The following is a 3,274-nucleotide window of genomic DNA, read 5'->3' on the forward strand; positions in this document are numbered from 1 at the left end:
CGCGCGCGCTGGTGGCGGCCCTGGAGCAGCGGCTGTCGCGGGGCATGACGGCGGGGCAGGGGGAGGGGCGCGGCGGCGTGTCGCTGCTCATCGCCATCCGCGACGTCCTGGAGCTGTGCCGCGCGGTGCCGGAGCTCAAGCCGGGCTACCCCGCGCTCTGCGAGGCGTCCGCGCGGTTCCTGGAGCAGGCGCTGGAGATGAGCGCGTCCGCGGCGGAAGGCCTCGCGTTCGAGGACAGCGTCAAGATGGAGTGGCTCGTCGGACTCGCGGAGAACCTGGAGGAGGAGCTGGGCGTGATGGGCTCGCTGGCGGCCATGCTCAGCGAGGCGGTGCCCTCCCTCCACGAGCGGCTGCGCGACGCGGACCGGGACACGCGCCGGCCGGGTGGTGGCCGCGGCTCCGGCGCCGGGTGTCGGCGGCGTTCCCCGCGCAGGCGCCCCGGGGCCGCAAGGATCCGCTGGATGCGCTCTCCGCGGACTCGCGGCGCCTCACCCAGCTGGAGAACGCCCTCACGGCGCTGGACCCCTCGCAGGCCGGGTTGAAGCAGGAGCTGCTCCGGCCGCTGAGCCTCGCGTACGCGCGCGAGGTGCTGGGCGCGACCCCGTTCGAGCGCATCGAGCAGTACGGCCGCGCGGTGCAGGCGGTGGCGGAGAACCTGCGGCGCGAGGGCGTGACGGCGGAGCCGGTGCTCGCCGAGTGCCGCGACCTGATGGAGAACCGCCTCCGGGAGCACGCCCGCGTGCTGTCGCGCGAGGTGGCCAGCCCCCCACCGGCCCCCAACGCCGTGCTCAATGGCGACGCGTACACCTACTACCGGGGCGAGCTGTCCGCGCAGGCCCCTGACGGTGAGCTGTCCGCGCTGTTGGGCCTGGACGGCCAGCTGATGGCGGCGCGTCCCCCGTCGGCCTCGGCGTTCCTCTCCGACACGGTGCGCGCGGCGGTGGCCGAGGCGGAGCTGTCCTTCCTCCAGTCGCGCATCAAGTACCTGCGCAGCTGGCTGACGCAGCTGCTGTCCGCGCTGCCCGCGCCGGACGCGCTCAACAGCCGTGCGGACGCGGAGCGCACCTTCGAACGGCTGGTGCGCAGCCGCTTCCCCCAGCTCACGCTCAAGGAGGGCGAGCTGGTGCGGCTCAAGGCCACCCTGGGCATGCTGGAGAGGCTCCCGGGCGAGCTGGGCGAGAGCGCGCGCAGGCTGTCCACCCAGCTGCGCGGCATCGACGAGGACTTCGGGCGCTTCAGCCGGCAGGTGCTGGAGCGGCGGACCGCGCAGTGAGCGCCAGGGCCGTGCACGGAAGGCGGCGCTGAGGCGTGCTGGCGCGTCGGCTCACCCCCCTGCGGCAGCGCCTGGATGCGCTCCGCCAGCCCGTGGCGGCCCGTGGCGGCGCGTGGTCCTGGCCCTTCGGCCGCAAGCTGAAGGGGCCGGAGGACCTGGGCCTGCCGGTGCTCGTCGCGCTCGACCGCGAGCTGGATCGCGTGGGCATCCACACCGCCGCGGATGCCCGGCTGCTGCTCGCGCTGGGCACCCAGCGGGCAGGGCGGGGCGCTCGCGCAGGGGCTCTCGGCGCGCGCGAACCAGGCCTTGGAGGAGTACGAGGAGTGCCTGCGCCTGGTGGAGCGGGCGCACCGCTCCGGGGAGATTCCGCCGGGTGCAGTGACGGCGCTCGACCGCGGCTTCGTGCGGTTGGCCCGCGCGGTGAAGGTGGCGGACCTCTTCGGCCGTCCGCTGGAGGCGCAGGGCGGGGACGACGCGCCGTTTGAAATCTTCGAGCGCCCGAACGAGACGACCCGCGAGCGGCCGCCGGCCAACGCGCGCCTGGCCATCGCGGAGCTGCTGTCCGCCCGCGCTCGGGACAACGTCATCGACCTGGTGCAGAAGCGGCGCGACTTGGACCTGGCCCACGAGATGCTGCTGCGCCTGGGCACGACGGACGCGGACCGCGCGCGGGCATGGCGCTGCGCAACGACGTGGCGGAGGCGCGTGAGCGGGTGCGCGAGGTGCCGCCCACGCGGTCCCTGGAGGCGCTTGTGCGCGGCGTGCGGGAGACTGCCCGGAAGGACCCTCGGGGCGCCTACCGTTCGTTGCAGGGCCTCTACGAGCGCGCCATCGAAGCGGGGGACGCGGAGCTGGCCTCGGCGGCGCGGCGCGCGCTGACGCCGCTGCTCCCCCCGGAGCCCCGGCTGACGCGGATGGTGGAGGAGGCGGAGGCGGGGGAGCGGCTGCAGTGGCTGGGGGAGGCGGACGCCGAGGCGGACTCCGGACGCGAGGCGGAGGACGCGCCGGACGAGCAGCTCGCGGACCTGGCGTTCTCCTTGAAGCCGGAACAGCTGGCCACGTTCGACCTGGCGGCGGGGTGCGCGCGCTACTTCGACGTGGAGGACGCGCTGTCGGAGGAGATCGTCGAGCAGGACGCCGCCGCGGCCCGGGCCGTCCCGCGCCAGGTGCCCTATCCGACGCAGACGATGTCGTTCGCCACGACGGGGAGCCTGGACGAGGTCCACCACTTCGTCATCACGGATCCACGGCGCATCCTCCAGGACCTCGCGGCCCACCGGCAGCTCGTGCGGACCTACCTGGACGACGCGCCGCCCCCCAAGCCGCGCAAGGTGAAGCGCACCGCCGTGCGCGTCTACGTCTGTGACGCCTCCGGCTCCATGCACGGCGCGCGGGCGCGCTTCCGCGACGCGCTGATCATCGCGGAGCTCAACAACCTGCGCGTGAAGGCGCGGCGCGGAGAGAACTTCGACCCGCTCTACTTCAGCTTCTTCAACGACGTGCCCACGGAGCTGGCCCGCGTGGACACCGCCGCGGAGGCGACGCGGCAGATTGAAAAGCTCTTCCGGGACTCGCCCGCGGAGGGGCAGACGGACATCTCCCTGGCCCTCCTGTCCGCGTTCGACTCCATCCGCGCCGCGCAGGGACGCGACCCGTACCTCGCGCGCGCCACGGTGGTGCTCATTACCGACGGCGAGGACCGCGTGGACCTGGACCTCATCCGCCGCACCCGCGCGCCCATGGGGGCGCTGGACATCGCGCTGAGCTTCATCTCGCTGGGCGAGGAGAACCCGGACCTCAAGTCCCTGGTGCTGGAGCAGCGCGCCGCCGGAGGCCGCGCCTTCTACCACCCGCTCTCCGACGAGGAGATCCGCTGGGCGCGCACGGAGTTCGACACGCCCTGGCGCACGCTGCTGCCGCGCGACGTGCCGGCCTCGCTGGAGGCCCTGGAGGCGCTGGCCCCGCACCTGGACGCGCTGGAGGCGGTGGCGGCCGGCCGCG

1 protein-coding gene and 1 pseudogene are annotated in these 3,274 nt (G+C 74.4%); both read left to right on the plus strand.

Annotated elements, in window-relative coordinates:
* Positions 1 to 409 precede the first annotated feature (409 nt).
* Complete coding sequence (locus ACLEQD_RS39875) at positions 410 to 1,273, plus strand: hypothetical protein (protein WP_410391155.1); 864 nt, start codon at positions 410 to 412, stop codon at positions 1,271 to 1,273.
* 35 nt (positions 1,274 to 1,308) lie between these two features.
* A pseudogene (locus tag ACLEQD_RS39880) lies at positions 1,309 to 3,274 on the plus strand (vWA domain-containing protein); the annotation flags it as partial.

This window comes from Corallococcus sp. 4LFB, from assembly GCF_046520365.1.
Lineage (GTDB): Bacteria > Myxococcota > Myxococcia > Myxococcales > Myxococcaceae > Corallococcus > Corallococcus caeni.